Raw genomic sequence first — 23235 nt, forward strand, 5'->3', positions numbered from 1 at the left:
AGTGTTCGTTTGTTTTTTCTGATCTAATATCTTAGAAAACTTTTTTATTCTTCAGTTACTTCTTCTGAAATATCTTTAATATTGCCGATTTGATTTTGTGTTATTCGATTAACATCAAGTAAAAAGTTTTGTTTATAAAACTTTTCTTGGAAAGCTTTATCAATTTTTTTAATTGTATTTTCTTCTATATTTCTAATTTTATCTTTAATTTTTTCTGACTCTAACTTGATTGTATCTGCAAATTTAGAAATATCTGATAATCTTTCTTGTAGTCTTTCAAAATTTTCTCTAATGTTTTTATCGAAGAATTCTTCAAACTCTTTTATTATTCTTTCTTTTTGTTTAAAATTCATTTCTTTATAAGAAATTTCAGTTTGTTTTTCAAAAAGCATTCTTAACATTTTGACTAAAGAAATAAATGTTACGTCTCTAACAACAAAAATATTATTATAGTTTCTTGCAAAATTTATGAATATAGACTCATCAGGGTTCAATTCTGTAACCAATATTCCAAAATTAGCTCCATAATTTTTGACATCTTTGGCTAATTTGTCATAAAATTCCGCATTTTTCTTTGAACCGTCTTCTGTTAATTTTGCCTTTGCTTCTATCACTAATTTCCCGATTACATTATCTTCATTTTTTTTATCTAGAAACTCTATAACAATATCTGGCATTCTGCCGTTTATTGCTTGTGTTGCTTTATTAAATCTAATACTTGTATCCATACTAAAAGAATCTTCAAGCATATTTAATAAGTGATCTTCAAATTCATTACCGATTGTCTTAATATTATTGTTTTTTCAACTTGATTTTGATCTTGCTTCAATTAATTGTCCATTTAATTTATTAATTTCTGCAACTTTATCATTAATAATATTATCTTTATTATTTTTCTCTTCCTCGAGGAATTTTATTTTTTCATCTTTGTATAATGAATTCGCATTTAACATATTTATTTTATCTTCAAGTTCTTTACGAAGATATAAAAGAGCCATTTCTTTTTCTTGCTTATGATTTGACACTTGAGCTTTTAACGTATTTATTTCTGTTTCAAACTTTGAAATTTTTTCTTGCATTTCAAGTTTTTTATTTAAATTAAATCTTTTTTCATTCTCATCATTTTCCTTTTTTAATAAAGAGACTTTTTCATTAAATTCTTTCTCTTTGCGAGAAAGTAATTCTGCTTGATTTTTTATCTTGTTTTGAATATCATTAAATTCAAGTTCTTTTTTAGTAGCTATAAGTTCTCTTTCTTTTCTTAAAGCTTCATTTAAATCTGCATTGAACTTTGTTGATAATAATTTTGTATTTTTTTCAATTTCTTCTTTTAATAAAGATTGATGCTTTTCTAATAACTCATTTTTTTCTGATTCAAATTTAATGATTAAATCATTATATTCTTTTGATTCAGTAACTTTTTTTGAAAAGTGTTCTTGTGCCTTATTATATATTTCCTCTTCTTTGGCTCTTGAAATAATATTTGAAGCTTTAGATATATAACTAGTTATTTCTTTTGAACCAGCATCTAAAATTTCTTTTAATGAAATAAAATCACCAGGTTGTGCATTTTCAAGAAGTTCAAATTCCATTTCATCTAAATTTTTAATTTTTATAAGTATTTTTTTCATATTAATTCCTTTCGTTTTTTTGATAATTTAATTATATACTTTTCGAAAACCAAAAACCCAAAAAACAAGTAAATCTTCTTTTTTATTAGAGTAAAATATGAGGGAATTCTGTCATGGAAAAACTAACTTTTATCTCTATATAATAGTGATAAAAGTTTTATCAATAATTTATTTTTATACTTTATCATTCAATTTAAATACTGTTTTTACAGGACATTTTTAAAAAATTTTTTCTTGCAAAAAAACTAAATTAATAAAAAAGTTATTTTTTGCAAAAGATAGACTAGGAAAAATCACACGGAAGTGTCTGAATGGTTTTCCCGGTCTAGAACTTTAACCTTAGTGACTTTTTTAAAACAATTGTTACATTGAAATTTTTGATATTTTAATAAATCTTTAGAATGTTTGCTAGTTATAAGATTAATTTCGTTTTTTATTGCTATCATGTCTCTTTTTATTTTTTTAGATACTTTTTTGAATTGATATACCTTGACTAATTTCAAAAAAAGCATTATAAATTGAATCAATGTCCATTTGTTTTTTCTGCAAATTTCTAGTTAGTTCTAATTTTTTGAAACTTTCAAATGGCATCAATATTTTCAGCAATCTCATAATGAGTATATTTATTTTCTTTCTTTGATTGATCAAAAATACAGATTCATTTTTCTAAATTTTTCTTTAAAATATTAATGTATCATTTCTTATTTTTGCACAATTATTTTATTATAGGATACATAAAAAAGTCATATGCATGTTTAACTTGCATATGACTTTTCTAATTAATATTTTTTATGCAAAATCAATGTTGTGCTTGACTTTGTATTTTGAAAACATTGACTTTTTGAGCCAATGTTTTCTTTGTTTGAATACTACCTTTTTATGTAAGACTCCTATTTATTGATTTTAAATATTTTTTTCACTTTTTTTATTATGAATCATTTTGAAATGAATATTATTAAAACTGTGATTGATATAATAGCAATCATTGTGAATAAAAATATATTATTGATTTCAGCTATGGAAATGAAATGTTTGAACCAATTAATGAAAATAGCGATAAATAAAATATCTATTAAAAGTGCAACAATTAAAGACAATAATAAATATATAAAGTTATTTCTTTTTGTTGTAGTATATATGTCTTTTCTGATTTCATTATTAACTAACGATATATCTATTTGTTTGAGATATTTTAATAATAATAAGTTAAAATATGAAGGAAATTTTGGTTCTTTAAAATTTTTATCAAATTCTTCATCAGATAAACCCTGAGCATTACTTTTATAGCTTTTATATGCAAAAAATAAACAAATAACTAATAAATTAGCCGCAATAACCAACGAAATGGGTTGTATATAAAATAAGAAAATTTCAATAATTTTTTGTGTATATTCATTAGTCTTTGATTTTTGAAACGGTATTAAAAATCCTAAAATGATTAATAAAAAGAAATTAACATATATGAAAATAATAAAAGTTAAAGTCAATTTTTTCTTTTTTAACCATCTTTCAAGATAAAAAACAATAGATTCCATTAGTAACCACCTCCTATGTATATAATCAGTTAACAAATCAATTTCATCAAAAGTTAATTCAAATTCATTAAAATTAATTATATTATTAGTTAATCTATTTACATTTAAAATGATTTCCTTAATTTTTTGATATCAATTTTCATTAATTGATTTTACAAATATAGCTTCAATATTAACATCATCTATTTTTGGAATCAGAAACTTTGGATAAAATCCTAAATTCTTTTCTATAATAATTTTTTGAATATGTTTTATATCATTAAAAAACAATGAATTTAGATGCGAAATTCTAATATCATATTTGTTAAAAATTAATAAATCAATATCGTTATTTTTCCTTTTTAATAAGTTATAAAATTTTAAAACAGTACTTCCTTGAATAATTTTGGCATAATTAGGATTATTGTTATTTAATATATTTTTTAAATCTTTTTTTGTACATAATAAACTTAAATTTGATAACTGATATAAAATAAAAATTTATTTTCCCCTTTCTTAATAATATTATAACCAAAGTCAGAAATGTGCTATTCATATTGGGTAATATCATATATTTTTTGTGAAAACTTTTCATACTACATTTGTGTGTAAAAAACTGAATTGTCAACCAAGTTCAAGTAAACGGTGATTTTTTATACACTTTAACACTTTTCTGATCCTATTGATTAGACAAGTCAAGCGCAAAAGTATAAAACAAAATCCTATTCGAATTCAATTTTTGGTTAAATCCAAGAATTGAATTCGAATAGGATTAAAGTGTCCGAAAAAATTTTCCCTATTTATTTTGATGTGTTTTTTAAATTCATATAATGAGCCGATTATTCATATAATTTTCTGAACTTTAATTTCAATAAAGTCAAAAATCCTTTAAAATTTCATAGAAAGGAAAAAATGATAAAAAATATTAATGAAGAATATGTTAAAAACCGTATTGGTTTAACAAAAAAACAAGTGCAAGAAGCGCTTGCTCAATATGGTGAAAACAAAATTAGAAGTGATAAAAAAATCAATATCTTTAAAGTGTTCTTTTCACAATTTAAAGACTTCATGATTATTTTACTTTTAATCGCAGCAACATTCAGTTTAAGTGTTGCATTTTATGAAACATTTGGTTCAAGTCATAAACCTGAAACTAAAGATATCATCATTAGTTTCGTTGAACCATTTATTATTTTGGTTGTTATTATTCTTAACTCTTGTTTAGGTACTTATCAAGAGATTAAAAGTGATCAAGCTGTTAAAGCGCTCGAGAAAAATAATCAATTAAGTGCCAAGGTTATTAGAGACGGAAAAATTATTTCTGTTCCTTCTTTAAAAGTTGTGCCTGGCGATTTATTAATTGTTGAAGCAGGTGACTCGGTTAGTGCTGATGGTATTTTACTTGAAGCATACTCATTGCAAGCAGTTGAATCGGCTTTAACAGGTGAATCATTACCAGTTGATAAAAAAGTGAATTTAGAATTAGATGTTACAAACCTTGCTTTAGGAGAAAGATCTAATTATTTATTTTCAGGTACTCATATTACAAATGGTAGAGGTATTATCTTAGTTACGCAAACAGGATTAAATACTGAAATAGGTAAAATTAATAAGTTAATTGAAATTCAAGAAGTGCAATTAACACCATTACAACTTAAATTAAACAAACTAAGTAGAATATTTGGTATCACAGGTGTTATCTTATTATTCTTAACAACGATTTCACAATTAATAATTACAAATACAGTTTTAATCGAAAATGGTTGAAGCTCACCAAACACTTATTCAAGTGCTTTAATTGTAGGTATTTCATTAGCAGTTGCAGCGATACCAGAAGGATTAATTACCTTCACAACAGTTTTACTTGCAATTGGTGTTTCAAAAATGACCAAAGAAAACGTTATTATTAAAGCGTTTCCAGCTGTTGAAACACTTGGTTCAACAAGTATTATTTGTTCAGATAAAACCGGTACATTAACTGAAAACAAAATGACTGTAGTCAAATTCTGAGACGTTGAAAGTAATCAAACACCAGACAACTCAAAAGCATTATCATACTTAGTGGCATGTTGTGATGCTTCTGTTACTTTAAAAGAAAACGGTGAATATACAGAAGTTGGAGATCCAACAGAAACAGGAATCTTAATTTACGGATTACAAAACAAAAATTCAGCAAACAACTTCTTCTTATCACACAACAAATTGGATTCTATCCCATTTGATAGTGATAGAAAGGCAATGTCTATTTTAGTTGACTCTAACAAAGATAAAAACATCATCATTGTTAAAGGTGCTCCAGATGTTATTTTATCTAAATCAAACAATGTAAAACCTGAATACATGCAAACAATCGAACAATGATCAAATAACGCATATAGGGTTATTGCGGTTGCTTATAAAGAAGTTTCTAAAGATAAACAGTCATTATCATTAGAAGATGAAAGTGACTTAACATTCTTAGGAATCATTGGAATGATCGATCCAGCTAGAAGCGGGGTTAAAGAAAGTATTGACGAAGCTTTAGAGGCAGGTATTAAACCAATTATGATTACAGGAGACCACTTAACAACAGCAGTTGCTATTGCAAAAGAACTTGGAATTTACCAAGAAGGCGATTTAGCCATCACAGGTGCTCAATTAGCGCAAATGAGTGATGAAGAATTATTTAATACAGTAAGAAAAATTTCAGTTTATGCAAGAGTTAACCCTTCAGATAAATTAAGAATTGTTAAATCATGACAAGCTCACAAAGAAGTTGTTGCTATGACTGGTGACGGAGTTAACGATGCTCCTGCACTTAAAGCAAGTGATGTTGGTCTTGCGATGGGTATCACAGGAACTGATGTTTCTAAACAAGCTGCAGATGTTATCTTAACTGATGATAACTTTACAACAATTGTTAAAGGTATTAAAAGCGGTAGAGAAACATTTGACAGAATAAAATCAGTTATTTTAAACTTATTAGTTTCTTCATTAACAGAAATAATTGTTATGTTAATTGGATTATTTGTTTTATCATTTATCTTCAAAGATTCTATTAAAGGAAAAGATTTAATTATTCTTTCAGCTTCACAATTATTATGAATTAACTTATTAACACACGGATTACCTGCAATTGCCTTAGGTATGACTCCAAATGATGTTGACGTAATGAAAAGAAAACCTTTTGCCAAAACAGAAAGTATTTTCTCAAGAGGTATGGGTGTTCAATTAATTATCCAAAGTAGCATTTTAAGTTTAGCATCAGTTGTATCATACTTAATTGTAGGTTTCTATACTCAAAGTCAAAGCATTACTGGCGATGATTTTATTAGATTAACATCAACAGCAATGTTTATCACATTAGGTGTTGGAGCAAGTTTAAACTCATTAAACTTAATGAGTAAAAACTCAATTTTTGTTTCAAGTATTGCTAAATATAAACTTGTTTATTTAGCAAGTTCATTCTCAACAATTTGTGTTTTATTTGCAGCATTTGTACCAGGTGTTAGAGATGTCTTTAAAATGGCTGAAATCTCAAACATCGCAAACTACAATTACATTTACTGATTAATTCCAATTTTACTTGGATTTACTCTTGTGTTTTACAGCGAAGTAAAAAAACTTTACACAAATGTGTTAGCTCAAAAATTACAATTTCAACATTAATTAAACTTAAAGTCACCATTAAGGTGGCTTTATTTTTTATAAAATAAAGTTAATAACATTTGAATTGAAGTTCAAAAATAAGCGAAAAAACTAAATTTATCTTAAATATAAAGCTGATATCATATATAATTTAGTAATGAAAACTAAAGCACCACGATACTCAAGAAGAAAGATTAAAACATCAATTTTAATCTTAGGTTTTTTATACAAAATCCATAAACCATACCAAAAAATGATAGTGCTTGCGCTAATTGCAATTATTGCATCATTTTTAGGGGTTTTATTCTTACAAAATGTTGGTTTATATGCTTTAGGAATTGAATCGCTTGGTCAAGCAATCGGGAACTTACTTTACTATACAACAGGAAGCAAAACCTTGTTTGATATCGCCTTCTGGGTTATTTTCTTTTTATTAAATATCCCATTATTCATTTTGTCATATTTTAAAATTAGTAAACATTTCACATATTGAAATATTTACTTTATCTTCTTTTATTCATTTTCAGGTCTTGCATTTGCATCAATTCCAGGAATTGATAAAGTCTTTGTCTTTGCTAACTTAGATGCTAATCCAGCGGTTGCTAATGGTGTTGAAAATATCTTTGCATTTTTAGGAAAAAGTAATATTAAAGTTGTTTTATGAAATAATCCAACTGATAACTTTAAACAAGTTTCTATTTTCTTGTATGCAATTTCATCAGCTCTTATCCAAAGTTTTGCAATAGTTGCAACATTGATTATCGGTGGTTCAACTGGTGGATTTGATATTTATGGAATGTATGAAGCAAAAGTTAAATCAAGAGATATTGCTTCAGTGTTCTTTATCTTAAATATTGTTTCATTATTTATTGCCAATGTTTTAGGTACTTATGTACCTTCATCATTAGCGATCTCAAACTTTATAAATCATAATCAAGATATGCCGGATGGTATCAAAGAATTAATGAAACTTAATTCACCATGAGGTTTTGATTTATTCTTTAATCCGAACTTAATTGCAGGTATTTTCTTAATTTTAGTTAACGCAATATTTGTTAACTTAACTTATCCAAAATATAAACTTGTGCAAACTCAGATATATTGCACCAATCCATTTGAGTTAATTGAACAAATCAATAAAGCATCCCACAGGGTTTATACTTTCTCTGTGCACAAAGTTTATGGTGGATATTCAAGACAAGTGCAACACATGATTGTTACTAATACTCAATATCTAGATGCTGCAGGTTTATTCGAAGTGACTAAGAAAATCAACAGCGAATTATTTATCTCTATCATTGACCTTAAAAAAGGTGATGGATATATGTTTATTGAAGAATAATTAAAATGAAAAACCATGCTAAGCATGGTTTTTTGTTATTTAATTTCTAACCTAATTTCTTTCATTAAAGTTTCTTTCGCTTTTTCAAAATCATCATGTTGTTTTTGAGCTGCATCTTTATCTTCTTGGCTAGAAGCATTATTTACATTTAATGTTGGATAATTTAATGAATTTAATCTTTTTCCAAATAGATTTTGATATTCTTCATCGCTTAAGGCGAAGTAGATATCAAAATCAATTTCATTAGCAAGTTGAATTTGCGGCAATGCAGTAATAAATGCATATTTTTGATTATAAATAACATCAAATGAATTATCATCAATAACTTTATTTGACTCTAAATCATATGAAGGAGATAAATCAACTTTAATTGTGTTGTTTTCAACTAATACAGATTTAACTAATAATCTATTAAATTGATAAAGTCCTAAATTAATAGAATTAAGTTCTTTTGAGATATCATTATTCACAACTTCGAACCCAATTTTATTTTGTACATCTTTGTTAATTGGTAAAGTTAATTTAATTATATGATTTACATCACTTGGAACAAGTGAAGAAAGCTTTTTAATTGTGCTCATATTTTCAGTTGATGCTTGATCTTCATCTGAATTAATTGGCGCATCATCTTCAACTAAATCAAATGATTTTGTAGATTTGTTTTTATTATATAAAACAACTTTAGCTTCACTTTCTGAATTATTATTAACTAAAGTCACACTAACAAAATCACTAGCTATTAAATTATTTTCAATTGAAGTGAATAAAAGATTTTTATAACTATCATAAAACTTATCTAAAATCTTAATTTGAGTTTCTTCTTTTAAAATTTCTTTTAATGATTCAACATTATTAAATGCAACATTTAATGTTTGATTTTCTTGAATTTGTAGCTTTTTATCAAATAAATTAGTATTAATTAAACTGAATTTTGTTGAAGCGCTTGGTAAATTTTCTGAAAAATAAGATTTAGCTAATTTTTCATCAAATGTTTTAATTATTTCTAATGACTCGTTATTAAATTTTTTGATCAATTCACTATCTTGTAAAAATGAACTAAATTTCTCTTTTTCATAATAAACAGAAAGTTCATTTTTAAAACTTTTAATATTATTTTGTAGGATTAAAACTTCACTTTCTTGTTTTAATAAACTAATTTTTGAATTAATATAATCAACTTGTAAATTAGATCTGAAAACAGTTGCAAAGTTTACAAATGAATCAATAATTTTTCCAATTTTGTTACGTGTATCTTCAGGTATTTTAATTAATTGGCTTACCGGACTTAAAATATCAACAATTCACTTTCTTCCGAAATCATTTAATAAGCTAAATTTTGCAACATCTTTTAGGTCTTTTACAGTAAGTTGATCACTAAAACTTTTTATAATTTTAGTTGAGTTTTCATCGAATTTTTTATCATCTTTTAAACTTTCTAAAAGTTCAATAATTTCACTTTGAGACTGTTTTCAGTTTTCTATTTTGTCTTTATTTTGAGTATTTTTAAAGAATTTAGTAATTTCAACTGCAAGAATCTTTCTTGTTTCATAAAGGAAATTATTAAAAGCATAAGCAACATTTTTGTCTGAAAAACTTGTTTGTGAACTAACTTTTTCAGCTTGTTTTGGTGCACAAGCAACAAAGGCAAACATTAAAGGTGTTGATGATAAAGTCCACAATGTTTTATATATATTTTTTAATTTCATGTATTTATTATATTAAAAAGAGTCATTTTTGTGGTATTATTTTAATAAATATATTTATTAATAAATATAAAGGGGTTTATATGTCAATATTAACAGTTGTTTTAATTATGATTAGTTTTTTCATTATTATTGTTTCATTCTTAATGTCTCCAGATTCAAATGGTTTTTCAGGAGCATTAGTAGGTAGTGGTGATTTAGATTTATTTAAAGTATCAAAAGAAAGAGGAGTTAAGAAAGTTCTAAAATACTCAATGATGATTTTTGGTTTTATCTTATTAGGAACATCATTATTAATTAGACTTTTTATTTAAAACATGAATCAAGAAAAAATATTAAAGTATATTCGTGAAGCAAAATCAAGAACTTTTTTAGAAATTGCAAAGTATTTTAGAATTTCGCCATCAAATAACAAAGAATTAACATCTTTATTATCAGTATTACAAAAACAATATAAGGTTTTTAAAAACAATAAAGATGAATATTATGCCCCAATTTTAAAAGATACTATTGTAGGTAACTTACAAGTTTCTGCTAAAGGAACTTTTGGATTCGTGGATTATGATATTGACGAAGTAAATAACACAAAGAATAGTGCATATATAAAAAACTTTAATTTTAATGGAGCTTTACACAATGACACAGTTAAAGTTAATCTTTATGAAAATACTAAAGAAGATGCAAAACTACTTGACGGCGTAATTGTTGAAGTTGTCCAAAGAAATAATGAAGAAATTCAAGGATTCATTAAAGAAAAGAATTCAAATACATATTTTGTTCCTGTTGACGCAAGGTTTCAAGGTTTTACATGAACAATTGTTTCAAGTTTAGTTCAAACAAAACTTAATGACTTAGTAGTTGCCAAAATTGTTAAATACGAAAACAAAAATATTTTAATTCAACTTGATAGAGTTATCACAAACGAAGCGGATCCAATGGTGTATGTAAAATATTATTTAGAAAATATTAAGGCACCAAGCGGATTTCCGAAAGAGTTAGATAAAGAAGTAGCTAACATTCCATCAACAATTGATAATGAACTTTTAGATAATAGAGTTGATTTAACAAATAGAATTATTGTTACAATTGATGGTGATGATACCAAGGATTTTGACGATGCTATTTATGTTGAAAAACTTGCTAACGGAAATTATCTTCTTGGAGTTTATATTGCCGATGTTTCATACTATGTTAAAGAAGGAACAGCAATCGATGATGAAGCTTTAAAAAGAGGGACAAGTATTTATTTAGTTGATAGAGTTATCCCGATGCTCCCTGTCGAATTATCAAACGGTATCTGTTCATTAAACCCAAATGAGAAAAGATTTGTAATGGCATGCGAAATGGAAATTGACACCCAAGGTAACAATGTAAATGTAAATGTTTTCCAAGGTATTATTGAAAGTAAATTCCGTTTAACATATAAACAAGTTGATAAATTCTATAACTCTAATGATTTAGGTAATGCTGAAGGACACAAAGACACTAGAGAACTTAAAGACATGTTGAATAAAGCTAAAGAATTAAGTTTAGTTTTACATAAATATAAAGTTGATCAAGGTTATGTAGATTTTGAAATTTCTGAACCTAAAATTAAACTTGATGAGTTTGGTTCAGTTAAAGAAATTATTATTAACCAACGTGGTTTTTCAGAAGTTTTAATCGAAGACTTCATGGTTAGAGCTAACGAAACCATTGCTAAGTTTTTATTTGATAAAAAACTACCAGCATTATATAGGATCCATGAATCACCTGATGAACTTAAATTAACAAATTTAAAAAACTCATTATCAGCAATTGATATCAAAAATATTAAACTTAATGCTAATAACATTACTCCAAAATCATTTGCTTCATTTGTTGAAAACATTAAAACAGTTCGTGATGATGATTTTGTAAAATTAATGTTTTTGAGAACAATGCAAAAAGCTGTATACTCAAGTCAAAATATTGGTCACTTTGGACTTGCATCTGAATTTTATTGCCACTTTACTAGTCCAATCAGAAGATATCCAGATTTAGTAATACATAGAGTTTTAAGAGAATTAGTTTTAAACAAAAACTTTGATCTATATGACAAGTTTGTTGAAAATATGACTACTTATGGTGATTTAAATACAAAAGCTGAGCAAAAAGCAGTGCAAATTGAAAGAAATGTAAATGATTTAAAATTTGCTGAATTCTTAAAAAACAAAGTTGGTCAAGTTTATAAAGCACAAATTCTAAGCATTTTACCTTTTGGTTTCTTTGTTGAATTTGAATTTAAAGCAAGTGGCTTAGTTCATAAAACAACATTAGTTGACGGAGTTTATGAAGCAAATGAAACTTTAACAACTTTATCAAATGGCAAAAGAACCTTTAAATTAGGTGATTTTGTTAATGTTGTGATTTTAGGAACTGATCTTGTTGAAGGTAAAGTTGATTGTTCTTTAGAAGATTTATATCAAGACTATATTGCTTCAAAATCTAAACCATTTGATGCAAGAAAAAATAATTTAAAGAAAAATGATAAAAATGATAACAAACGAAAATTTAAAAAATAGAAAACTTGAAAAGAATTCTTTAGGATTTGATTCAGATCTTTATATATATCAAGATAAAGAAATGTTTAATTATTCAGTAGACACAATTTTATTAGGGAACTTTATTTACCTTAATTCCAAAATCAAGAGAACACTTGAAATTGGTGCTAATAATGGAGCTTTATCAATTTTTGTTGCTGCAAGAAATAAGGAATTAAAAATTGATGCAGTCGAAATTCAAGAAAAAGCTGCTGAACTTGCAATAGAAAATGTTAAGTTAAACAACTTGCAAGATCAAATTAACATTATTAATCAAGACTTTAAAGAATTTTGAAAAATACACACAAAAAACACTGCTAAAAAATACCAAAGTATTTTTTGCAATCCACCTTTTTATGAAGCTGATAAATCAAAAATCAAAAAAGATGTTAATCAAGAAATGCTCATTGCAACTCATGAAATCATGCTTACTCTTGATGAATTAGTTTTAGGATGCTCAAAAATTATCGAACAAAAAGGTTTCTTAACAATTGTTTTACCAATCGAAAGATCGATTGATGCATTTGTTGCTTTAAGAAAATATAAATTCGAACCAAAAAGAATTCAATATGTATACACAAGATTAACTGAAAAACCAAAATTTGCATTAATAGAAGCAAGATATCAAACTGGTTCAGGAACACATTTTCTTAAAAACATTTATTTACATGATCATAATGATAAATTAAATCATGACTACTTACCAGAAGTCAAAGAATTATACAAACCAATTAAAGTTTAGGAGAGATATGAAAAAAAGATCATATATTACGACACCAATTTACTATGCTAGTGGTAATTTACACATTGGGCATTTATATACAACTACATTAGCTTGAACAATTGCTAATTTCAAAAAACTTTTAGGTTATGAAGTTAAAATGCTTACTGGTAGTGACGAACATGGTTTAAAAATCCAACAAAAAGCAGAAGAGTTAGGTAAAAAGCCACAAGAATTAGTAGACGAACTTTCTGCAAAGTTTATACAAATGTGAAAAGATTTTGGCATTAATTATGATTATTTTTGAAGAACAAGCAATAAAGATCATAAAGAAAGAGTTCAAAAAATATTTAGCTACTTCTTAAAAAATGGTTTTATTTATAAAGATGAGTATAAAGGATTGTATTCAGTTAGCGATGAAGAATTTTTAACAGAGACTCAAGCGCTCAAAAAAGATGGTAAACTTTATCATCCTGTTAGTCATAAAGAGTTAACTATCGTGTCTGAAGAAAGCTACTTTTTTGACATGCAAAAGTTTGTTCCATGACTTGAAGAGTATATTGATCAAAACCCAAACTGATTAATGCCACACAAAACAAAAAATGAAATTTTAACTAACTTTATTAAAGCAGGGCTTGAAAATCTTTCAGTAACAAGAATTAATATTGACTGAGGAATTAGGGTTTTAGAAGATCCAAAACATACTTTATATGTTTGATTAGATGCATTATGCAACTATATAACAGCTTTAGAATATGATGTTGAAAACCCAACTTCAAAGAACTTTTTAGATTTTTGACAAGACGAAAACGCTGAAGTTATCCATTTAGTTGGTAAAGAAATCACAAGATTTCATATGATTTATTGACCAATTTTTCTTAAAGCTTTAAACATCAAACAACCAACAAGAGTGCAATCACATGGTTGAATTTTAGATGACCAAGGTAGAAAAATGTCTAAATCATTAAACAACGTTGTTGATCCATATGAACTTTTATCTAAGTATCACCCAGAAATGATTAAATACTTTTTAGCTTCTCAAATTAATTTTGGCGAGGATGGTCTTTTTGATGAAAAAAGATTTGTTGATATTATCAACTCAGATTTAATTAATAGTTTTGGTAACTTAGTATCTAGAACATTAAAAATGAAATTTAATTCATTTAATCAAACACCTTTAAATTACACAGAAAGCAACAATGAATTAGATTCCGAAATAGAAAACAAAATCAAAGAAAACTTAGATTCATACATTGAAGAGTTTAACGAATTAAAAGTTGATAAGGCATTAAAACATGCAATTAGTTTATCAAATGCGCTAAACAAGTATATTGATGAAACAAAACCATGAACTTTAAAAGAAGACTTAATTAGGCTTGAAGAAGTTTTAGTTAGATTATTAAACGGTATTTATGCAGTGGCCACATGTTTACAAGTTGTTTTACCACAAAAAATGCAAGAAGTTCAAGAGGCATTAGGTCTTAGTGAACTTAAAATTGAAGATATTTTAAACTTCAATAAATTTGCAGATAAAATTCAACATGAACAATTCATGTTATTTGAAAGAATTAAGAGGTAATTATGATATATTCCAAATCATTTAAATATATAATCAATCCTGAAAAATTAAAAGGATTTATTGATTATTTATACATTTTTACTCAAAAAGTAAGAATGCAAGAAACAAACTTATCATTTGAATATGGTCTTGAAGGAAAAGATAAAATTGTAATTTTACAAAGATGATCTACAAGAAATGATTATGAACAATTTATCAAACAGCCAGAGTTTGATAATGAATTAAAAACATTAGAAAAAATGGCTAAAAAAACAGAAATTCTATTTGACCTTGATTTAGAAAGATAAAATTTTAAACAAAAATAGTTATAAAATTAACTTTATTAAAATATGTGGAAACTTTCCACATTTTTTATATTTTATTTAACCAAGAATTAAGCAAAATGAGTATTTCTAATATAATATAAATAGAAATTATGAGATGAACTTGTTTTGTAATTTCTTGTTTTTTAAAGAATAAAAAACTATTTGAAATAAGAGAATTTTATTAGTATAAGGAGACTTAAATATGTCTAAAAAAATTAAAAAGTACTTATTAGCCGGTACAAGTGTAGCTTCTTTAGCATTAGTTGCAGGTGCTATTTCTTGTACACCAAGTCAAGCAGGGCTTTCAGAAAGTCAAATTGAATTATACAAAGATCAACTTGAAAGTTTTTCAAAGAAACTTCCTGAATCAGAAAGAGAAGCAATTGAAGCAAAAATTGCAAATTTAAAAACTCTTTCAGATATTGATGCAATTAAAACAAAAATTCAAGAAATCATGGATGAAACAAAACCTGGTTACTTCGAGAGACTTGATGCTTCAACAGAAACAAATAGACTTTTCGCACAAGAAGTTAAAGATCAAATCGTTTTAGCAACAACTTTCTCAGAAAGCGGTTCACAAGCAAGAACAATTAAAAGTATTTTAGAAGAATACAACAAATTAGTAGATCAAATGCTTGCAGTTAAAAATGACTCAACTAAAACTGATGAAGAAAAAGCTGCTAAATACAAAGAATTAGGAATTTCTCCATTAGCAAAAAAAGTTGTTCATAAAGTTCTTGGTTCAGGATATCAAGTTGGTGCTGAAAAAGTTGGATTAGGGTTATCATCTAAAGATGAAAAAACATTCTTCAACTTAATCGTTAACTACTCAACAGTTGCTGCCAAATTAGCTGAAAAAGATATGCTTTTAAGCTTTAACTCATTAGATGACTCAATCAATGTTGACGTCGACTACTTCGACAAAGGTTTTGCAGCAGTTAATAACTCAATTGAAAACGTTAATAAAAAATCTACATATGTTTTACCAATCTTCAAAAGTACTAAAGTATTAGCTATTAACTCACCAGTATTAGGATACATTTTAAAAACAATGAGAGATCATGGCGTTGTGTTCGAGACAGAAGATCAGTCAAACACTTTCTTTGAGGACATTATTGCAAAAGGTGCAAATGATGCAACTACAGTTGAAACATTATGAGGTGCACCAGTCGCAACAATTGATACAGTATTACAAGAATATAAAGCAACAGGCTTCAAACTTTCTAAATCAATTTTTGATTCATATACATCACTTTTAGATTTTGCTAACATTGCTCAAAAAATGTTCGAAATATCAAGTAAAGGACTTGACTCAGATGTTCATGTTTTCGGTATTGATGACATGACTGGAGTTTATGAACAAGCATTATATGCTGCAATTGGAGCAAATCCAGACAAAATGCTACAAACAGTTTCAAATAATGATAACAAAATCAAAGTTAACTATTCATCAATTAGACAAAAAGATGGTGATGCATATATTAATTCACAAAAAATCTACACTAAGTTTACAGAAGCATTTAGAAGTGGTTCAACATATGCATTCCCATCAGGGCAATATAGTTCAAATGATCAAACAAAACACAAGTTTGCATTTTCTATTGGTTCAACAGCTGGTTACTTCCATAACTTTAAAGCGCAAGGTGACGCAGTTTCAGTTTTAAAACACACAGAAACAAAATATGAATTTGAGGCTGCACCAAACTTTTTCACAGATAATGATAAAGCCCCTGAAGGTTCATTAGCATGAGTCGGAAAGTACAAAAATAGTATTTTTGGAGCATCTCGTGTTGAAGCGCTTCCTCCATATACATATAAATTAAAAAACACTGATGATGAACAAAAAATTACAGCATTGCAAGCAGCTCAAACTTCATTAAACTTCTTTGTAAATCCTGCTTCGGCAGATCCAAAACAACTTAGTTGATTTGAAGCAATGAAAAAAGTTGGTTCAGATAAAGTTGAAGTTATTGCATTAGTTAATAATAACAAACAAGAAGTGTTTTTAGTTGCTATTAAAGATGTTGCAGAAAAAGGTAAAGCAAATGTTAGAGAAGGAAACACAAACTTAGAAGCTGCTGGAATTACTTATAAATCATTAAGTGATACAGGATTATTAAACCAAAACGAATTAGTTTCACATGCTACACCAAGCAAATGATTACCTACAGACAGTAAAAAAGTTTTATTTGCACAAGGTCCATCATTAATTGGTATTAAATCAAATAACGAAGATGAAGATGCAACAAGAGCTTTCGTAAAATGATTATTAGAATCTAAAAAAGAAATTACATTCGGTAAAGCAAAAAGCACAGCGCTTGACCAACTTCAAAAAAGTGCAAGCTACATTACAGCAACAGCTGATTTAAATACAAAAAATGGTCAATCAATTTATGGAAAAAATGAATACTTAAAAATTGCTTACGAAGAATTTAAGGCTTCATCATTAGATGACAATTATGTTGTATTTGAAGAACCAGCTGGTGTTAATGCCGATGCATTCAGAAAACAAATTGCTACAGCTTGAGAAACAACACAATCAAACATTGTAAACAAAACATCAGGAAACAGTTTTGAAAGCTTTGTACAATACCTTACAGAAGGTCAAAAATAATTAATAAACTATAATGCAATATAAATATAATTTGTTAAAGCAAATTATATTTATTATTATTATTATTTTAGTAAATTCACATTATAAGGAGAGGAATGAAAAGTAACAAAAAGAAATTCTTATTGTTTTTATCAAGCATCTCAACAATAGGTGTGTTCGGAAGTGTTGTTTCATGTAGTGCACCAAACTCAAGTAAACAAATTGACACTTCAAAAGAAGAATTGGTTGAATCAAGTGATTCATTTCCAATTTATTCAAACGAAAAATTAATTTATTCTGATAATAAAATTAGTAATGATGAGTTTTTAACAATTAGAATGCAAAATGCCAAATTAAGTTTTGACGACAAAGAAAGTAAATATACTTTATTTGCAAGAGGGATTAAAACTGACTCAGGAAAAAGAGTTAAATATCACAAAGCAATTTCATTACTAGAAGAAAGAATTAATAAATTTTTAAATGAAAAATATGCTAATAAAATTCAATTAGCAAAACCAGCAGGAAATAAAATTTTCGTAGATGAATCAAAATCTACTGGGTTGCCTAAAGAAGTTACAATCGGACTAAATGGACAAGTTGTAACATTAAAACTTGCAGGAGCACAAAAACACCTTAACTTAGGAAACTTAGGTAAAAAAGGTGTTAGTCATGATGATCAGTATCTTGCACAATCAATCAGTTCAATTAAGACTCTATATTCATTTAAATACAATGCTTTTTTAAATGATAAGTTAATTAAATCCTTAGAACATTTAAATATCGAATATTCACATGATACACCTTTAAAACCAATGCTTAAAGATTTACCTATAAACTCAGATGAATCTAACTTTAAAGCAACAAATATTTCATTTACAAATGAAAAATTTGGTTCACGAGGATTTAGGGCAACAGTTATTGATGTTTCAGATGGAGATACAGTAACAGTTACAGCTAACGAAACAAAACAAGTAGGTACTGTAAAAATTGACCAAGGGAAATCATACAAAATTAGATTAGCTGGAATTGATACACCTGAAAAAGCTGTTGGTAATAATAAATCTGGTTCAATTACATCGCCAGCATTTGAATATTCGTTTGCATTACATGCAACAAAATTTGCCGAAACACTTTTAGGTAATGGTTCTAAATTTGGGCAAGATGTATTTATTGGTTTTGTTAATGGACAAGATACATACGGAAGAATAACAGCAGATGTTTTCTTTGGTGAAAACTACAAATATTCATACAATACAGAAATTGTTAGAGCTGGACATTCATTACCATATAAAAATCAAACATGAGAAGCAAAATTCAAAGAAAAAGATACCGACTCTTATGAATACAATGTTTACCCATTAATTGCAAAAGCATTTAAAGAAGCAATTCAAAATAATAAAGGTATCTTTAATTACTTTACAAATCCTTACGTTGCTTCACAAAATATTTATTTAATTAAAAATAATAGTGAATGAACACCATTCTACTGAGAAAAAACTACAAAAGAAAATACTGTATATGACTATATAACAGAAAAATAATCGAAAGGAAATTCAATGATTATCTTAAAGAAAATTATCAATGCTTTAAAAGAAAAAGCTGTTAAATTAGATCAAGTATCTTTAGAAAAAATCTCAAATTACTATAATGAATTCAATCAAAGTACTAATGTTGATTTACCAGCAATTGAATTAAAGAACTTAAATATTGACTTTGGTGAAACATTAGCCGTTGACAATGTTAGTTTCAAGATTCCAGAAGGAAAATTAGTAACACTTTTAGGACCATCTGGATCAGGTAAAACAACAACATTAAACGCTATTGCTGGATTATTAACAGTAACATCAGGTAAAATTCTTTTCAAAGGAAAAGATGTTACTGATTTTACACCTCAAAAAAGAAAAATTGGTTTTGTTTTCCAAAACTATGCTCTTTATCCACACTTAAGTGTTTATGCTAATATTGCTTTCCCATTAAAAAATGATTTTAACTGACAATTTAAAACATTCTTAAAAAGAGAAAAAGCTCGTAATGAAATCAAAATTTTATACTTAGAAAAATTAGGTGCTACAAAAAGCGAAATTCAAGACTTAAGAGACGCCTTTAACAAGTGAGAAGTAATCTCAGAAGAATTACCACACAAACTTAACAAAAAATATGCTCAACTTGTTGAAGATTACGAAAAAGCTCACACTGAATATAAATTAGCTTCAGTTCACGAAACATCAAAAATTTCATTATTAACAAAAAATGTTTTAAAAACAAATGAAAAATTACGTAAGGATTCTAAAGAAAAATTATTAAGAATTACTGAAAAATACAATAATGATTTAGATAACAACTTATTACCAAAAACATTAGTTAAAGCAGAAATCTTAAAAAATGTTCCTTCAAAATTTGTTAAATATCAACCATTGCCATATGAATCAATTGAAGAAAGAACAAAAGAATTAAACAATTTTGCTGCTGAATTAATGTCTGTTAAATTTGAAGAATTAGTACTTGAAGATAGAAAATTAGTTGTTAAATTAGAAGAAAAAGTTTTAAAACTTTTAACAAGATACAAATTCATTCAAAAACAAAAAGAAATTGTTGATGAATATGCTTTAATCAAAAAAGAAAAACAAGAAGCGTATAATGCTGCTAAAAAAGAATTTAGCAACACATTAAAAACAAACAATGATTATTTAACATTAAAAAAAGATGCTTTAAATTTACCTCTTGTTGCTAAAAAACACTTCTACAAGTTATCATCAGCTTTAGAATTAAAATATCACTTAAAAGAAACAATGAAACAAGTAAGAAGTAATGAACTTAAAAACTTCTTATCAGATGAAGATAAAGCAAAAATTAAAGAGCTTTCAAAAGATAATATTTCACTTAAAAAAGCAATCCACAATGAAGTTATGGAAGTTGCAAACCGTGTTGAAATTGTTAAAATCCTTCAAAAGAAACCAACAAGATTATCTGGAGGACAACAACAACGTGTTTCTATTGCTAGAGCGATTGTTAAAAAACCAGAAATTCTTTTAATGGATGAGCCTCTTTCAAACTTAGATGCAAAATTACGTATTTCTACACGTCAATGAATTAGAGAAATTCAACAATCATTAGGTATTACAACTGTTTTCGTTACACACGACCAAGAAGAAGCTATGTCTATCTCAGATATTATCGTATGTATGTCAACAGCTAAAGTTCAACAATTAGGTTCACCACTTGAACTTTATAACATGCCTAAAAATCAATTCGTTGCTCGCTTCTTAGGTATGCCAGAAATGGGATTATTCCCATCTGAACTTAAAGATGGAAAATTATTCATTGCAAATAAAGAAGTAAAAGAAATTTCATTCAAAGACAGATCAAATTCAACATTAAATGTTGGAGTTCGTTCAGAAGACTACATTATTAAAGCCGGAAATCAAAGATACATGTTTAAAGGTAAGGTTGTAGTTCAAGAAAACTTTGGAAAAGAAAGTAAATTAGTTGTTGAAATTGAAAACGTAGGACGTATTAATTTCTTATTAGACAACTCAAGAAATTACAAAGTTGGAGATTCAATTTTCTTTGACTTACCATTAAATAAATTACATATTTTTGATGCAGCTACAGAAGAAAGAATTTCATATGAATTCAATGACAAATAAGTTACACTTATTTATTTCTAAATACATACCATTTTTACTAAATTGATCACTAAAAACTCAATCTAGAAAAAAAGCTGCACTTTCGCATTCAATTTTAGATAGAAGAACACCATTATGAATGCCACTTTTATTCTTACTTCCTGGTGTGATTCTATTAGTTATGTTCACAATAGTTCCGCTTGTCTTAAATTTAAAAGAATCATTATTTAATAGTGATGGTGAATTAACATTTGATAACTATATAGCTACATTCACTGACCCTCGTTTTGCAGTAGGGGTGAGAAACTCATTTATTTATGGATTAGCTGTTTTACCTTTTGTTATGGCAATTTCATTAACAATTTCATCTGTTATTGCTAAATTACACAGAAAATGAGCAAAAGGATTCTGACAAACAGTATTCTTCTTACCATACATCACAAACGCGGTAGCTGCATCTACAGCATTCATTCAGTTATTCAGCTCAAATGGTCTCCTAAACGCAGTTTTAGGTTCAAAAACACCATGACTTGAAACAAGTAACCAATTTACTTTTAATGCCTTATTAGCTATGTTTATTAACGGTATTTGAAGTGGACTTGCATTTAACATCTTAATCTTCACAACAGCTATGCTTGGAGTTGATAAAAACTTATACAAATCAGCTTCAATTGATGGCTGTGGAGAAGTTAAACAATTTTTCACAATTACATTACCTTCAATTAGAGGTACAATTAACTTCTTAATTACACTTGGTATAATCGGTGGATTAAAAGTATTCCCACTAGCATTATTCAACAACAAACCAGAAAATGCATTCGCATATGGTGGTGGTACATTAATGCTTTATGTTTACTTAGTTACTAAAAATGGTAACTTTGCCTTAGCTGGAGCTTCAGCTATCTCATTATTTATTATTGGGGTAAGTTACTCTTCAGTTATTAGAGGTGGATTCTTTATGGTTCAATTAACACTTAATAATTTAGGAGAAAGAAATGTTTGAGTTAAAGTTAAAGCTACAAAAATTCCTGATAGCCAAAAAGCTTAGAAGAAATCAAGAAACAGTTTCTTCACAAGTAACCGAAAAGAATCTATTAAACATTGCATTTAGTGTTATTTTAAAACTATTATTATTATCATTCTTTGGATTAGTAATAATTTTCCCATTTATCTTTATGATTAACATCTCTTTAATGACTGATGATGAATCTGAAGCATTAAAAAGATCATTCCAATTTGCTTCTGATTTTACTGTAGGTAAAACTTACTTTGTTCAAGCAGAAGGTGGTTCAGGTGGTTTTGACATTAGACCATGATCAGAAGTTGTGCAAAACACATATTCTAGAGCCATAACATCAGGATATTGACAATCATTAATGGTTACATCTGTTAATGTGCTCTTATCAGTATTCTTCAAAATATTCATTACATTCTTAATGGGGTACGCATTCTCATTAAGAAATTGAAGATTCAAAGGATTAATTTGATTCTTAGCACTAGCGTTGCTAGTTTTACCTGAAGTAGCCTTACTTTCAGGACAATATACAGTTGTTGTTAAAACAAACTTAAGATCTTCATTATTTACAGTCTTATTAGCAATGGTTTTACCATTCTCAGCAAGTATTTTCAATACTGTTATGTACAAAAATGCTTTTGAAGCAATTCCAGGAAGAATTAAAGAGGTTTCATTAGTTGATGGAGCCGGAGGAATGAAATACTTATTCAAAGTTGCTTTCCCAATGGTTATTCCTACAACTTTAACAATCGTTATCTTAACAGCTTTAGCTTCATGAAATGCTTACTTATGACCATCAATCGTTAATGGTGATAACAAAAGCTGACAATTAATTTCAGTTTGATTATTCAAAGCGGGAATTGATGAAAGAGACTCTAATGCAGGTTCAAATGTTCAATTAAACATTAGAATGGCTGCTGCAATTATCGTTATCTTACCAATGTTTGTAGTTTACTTATTATTTAGAAAAAGAATTATGAATGCAATTAGTAGACAAGGTTCTACAATTAAAGGATAG

At 27.1% G+C, this 23235-nt stretch carries 15 protein-coding genes; 12 read left to right on the top strand and 3 right to left on the bottom strand.

All coding sequences use genetic code 4. From position 1 onward, the window contains the following. Nucleotides 1-44: 44 nt before the first annotated feature. Complete coding sequence (locus D2846_RS01065; RefSeq protein ID WP_117275067.1) at nt 45-1631, bottom strand: DUF2130 domain-containing protein; 1587 nt, start codon at nt 1629-1631, stop codon at nt 45-47. An 890-nt stretch (nt 1632-2521) separates the two neighbouring features. Beyond that, a complete protein-coding gene (locus tag D2846_RS01075) occupies nt 2522-3436 on the bottom strand; it encodes a hypothetical protein (protein WP_117275069.1) in 915 nt (304 codons plus the stop codon). 621 nt (nt 3437-4057) lie between these two features. On the opposite strand from D2846_RS01075, the gene D2846_RS01080 reads away from it, so the two are divergent. Both D2846_RS01080 and D2846_RS01085 read left to right on the top strand, forming a co-directional pair. Beyond that, nucleotides 4058-6793, top strand: coding sequence for a cation-translocating P-type ATPase (locus D2846_RS01080; RefSeq protein WP_117275070.1), 2736 nt, complete (start codon nt 4058-4060; stop codon nt 6791-6793). A 136-nt stretch (nt 6794-6929) separates the two neighbouring features. Next, on the top strand, nt 6930-8114 hold the full coding sequence (locus D2846_RS01085) for a YitT family protein (RefSeq protein ID WP_117275071.1): 1185 nt from the start codon (nt 6930-6932) through the stop codon (nt 8112-8114). Nucleotides 8115-8149: 35 nt separating this feature from the next. Here the strand turns inward: D2846_RS01085 and D2846_RS01090 are convergent, their stop codons facing one another. Beyond that, on the bottom strand, nt 8150-9820 hold the full coding sequence (locus D2846_RS01090; protein ID WP_145960839.1) for a hypothetical protein: 1671 nt from the start codon (nt 9818-9820) through the stop codon (nt 8150-8152). Between the two features lie 80 nt (nt 9821-9900). Between D2846_RS01090 and secG the strand changes: the two genes are divergently transcribed. The 10 genes from secG (at nt 9901) to D2846_RS01140 (ending at nt 23235) form a co-directional block, all read left to right on the top strand. After that, nucleotides 9901-10131 (top strand): preprotein translocase subunit SecG, encoded by a 231-nt coding sequence (gene secG / locus D2846_RS01095; RefSeq protein ID WP_117275073.1) that lies wholly within the window; start codon nt 9901-9903, stop codon nt 10129-10131. Nucleotides 10132-10134: 3 nt separating this feature from the next. After that, nucleotides 10135-12360: a ribonuclease R gene (rnr, locus tag D2846_RS01100; protein ID WP_117275074.1), complete on the top strand. Its 2226-nt coding sequence runs from the start codon at nt 10135-10137 to the stop codon at nt 12358-12360. Beyond that, on the top strand, nt 12332-13120 hold the full coding sequence (locus tag D2846_RS01105) for a tRNA1(Val) (adenine(37)-N6)-methyltransferase (protein ID WP_117275886.1): 789 nt from the start codon (nt 12332-12334) through the stop codon (nt 13118-13120). Before rnr ends, D2846_RS01105 begins: the two co-directional genes overlap by 29 nt. Before the next feature lie 7 nt (nt 13121-13127). Beyond that, the gene (gene metG / locus D2846_RS01110; protein WP_117275075.1) at nt 13128-14678 is read left to right on the top strand and encodes a methionine--tRNA ligase; all 1551 of its coding nucleotides are present in this window, start codon (nt 13128-13130) and stop codon (nt 14676-14678) included. A 2-nt stretch (nt 14679-14680) separates the two neighbouring features. Continuing rightward, nucleotides 14681-14965, top strand: a complete 285-nt coding sequence (locus D2846_RS01115) for an antibiotic biosynthesis monooxygenase (protein WP_117275076.1) — start codon at nt 14681-14683, stop codon at nt 14963-14965. Nucleotides 14966-15185: 220 nt separating this feature from the next. Continuing rightward, the gene (locus D2846_RS01120; protein WP_117275077.1) at nt 15186-17597 is read left to right on the top strand and encodes a P68 family surface lipoprotein; all 2412 of its coding nucleotides are present in this window, start codon (nt 15186-15188) and stop codon (nt 17595-17597) included. 95 nt (nt 17598-17692) lie between these two features. Then, on the top strand, nt 17693-19117 hold the full coding sequence (locus D2846_RS01125; protein WP_117275078.1) for a thermonuclease family protein: 1425 nt from the start codon (nt 17693-17695) through the stop codon (nt 19115-19117). Nucleotides 19118-19132: 15 nt separating this feature from the next. Then, nucleotides 19133-21223 (top strand): ATP-binding cassette domain-containing protein, encoded by a 2091-nt coding sequence (locus D2846_RS01130; RefSeq protein WP_117275079.1) that lies wholly within the window; start codon nt 19133-19135, stop codon nt 21221-21223. Next, nucleotides 21204-22250: a carbohydrate ABC transporter permease gene (locus D2846_RS01135; protein WP_117275080.1), complete on the top strand. Its 1047-nt coding sequence runs from the start codon at nt 21204-21206 to the stop codon at nt 22248-22250. Before D2846_RS01130 ends, D2846_RS01135 begins: the two co-directional genes overlap by 20 nt. After that, nucleotides 22198-23235 (top strand): carbohydrate ABC transporter permease, encoded by a 1038-nt coding sequence (locus D2846_RS01140; protein WP_117275081.1) that lies wholly within the window; start codon nt 22198-22200, stop codon nt 23233-23235. The genes D2846_RS01135 and D2846_RS01140 overlap by 53 nt, the downstream gene beginning before the upstream one ends.

Origin of the sequence: Mycoplasmopsis edwardii (genome assembly GCF_900476105.1) — a bacterium.
Lineage (GTDB): Bacteria > Bacillota_I > Bacilli_A > Mycoplasmatales > Metamycoplasmataceae > Mycoplasmopsis > Mycoplasmopsis edwardii.